We start from the raw sequence: 495 nt of genomic DNA on the forward strand, positions 1-495 counted from the left end.
GTTCTACGGCGCCCTGGCGCTGATCCTCGGCGCGCTCGCCGGCTTCCTCGGCGGCCGCTTCGGCGCCGTCGGCCCGGCTGTCGCCTACGGCACCACCCGCCGCGCCTGATCCCCACCTCGCCCCTTCGGCCCCGGTACGCCGGGGCCGGCATCCCGCCGGTCGGATCGGCCGGTTTTCCGATCGACCCAAGACAGGAGCACGTTCGATGAGCAGCACCACCGACAAGATCAAGGGCCTGGCCAACGAGGCCGTCGGCAACGTCAAGCAGGGCGTCGGCAACGTCACCGGCAACGACAAGCTCGTGGCCGAAGGCAAGGCGCAGGAGCTGAAGGGCGAAGCCCAGAAGACCGTCGGCGACGCCAAGGACGGCGCCCAGAACCTCGCCGACAAGGTGAAGAGCAAGTTCTGATCACCGCGCGCGTCCCCGCGACGCGCCAGACCCGACGTGGCGGGACGGCCCACGACGCCGTCCCGCCCCCCTTTTCACCCCCCAC

1 protein-coding gene is annotated in these 495 nt (G+C 71.3%); it reads left to right on the plus strand.

Going from position 1 to position 495, the window contains the following annotated elements:
• Positions 1 to 206 precede the first annotated feature (206 nt).
• Positions 207 to 410 carry a CsbD family protein gene (locus FV222_RS28865; protein WP_147727116.1) on the plus strand — a complete coding sequence of 68 codons (204 nt, stop codon included), beginning with the start codon at positions 207 to 209 and terminating at the stop codon, positions 408 to 410.
• The last annotated feature ends 85 nt before the right edge of the window (positions 411 to 495 follow it).

This window comes from Methylobacterium sp. WL103 (assembly GCF_008039885.1).
Taxonomy (GTDB): domain Bacteria; phylum Pseudomonadota; class Alphaproteobacteria; order Rhizobiales; family Beijerinckiaceae; genus Methylobacterium; species Methylobacterium cerastii.

What these genes read in the sequence shown, in the direction of transcription:
- FV222_RS28865 (WP_147727116.1), top strand. Translation starts at nt 207, where the DNA reads ATGAGCAGCACCACCGACAAGATCAAGGGCCTGGCCAACGAGGCCGTC.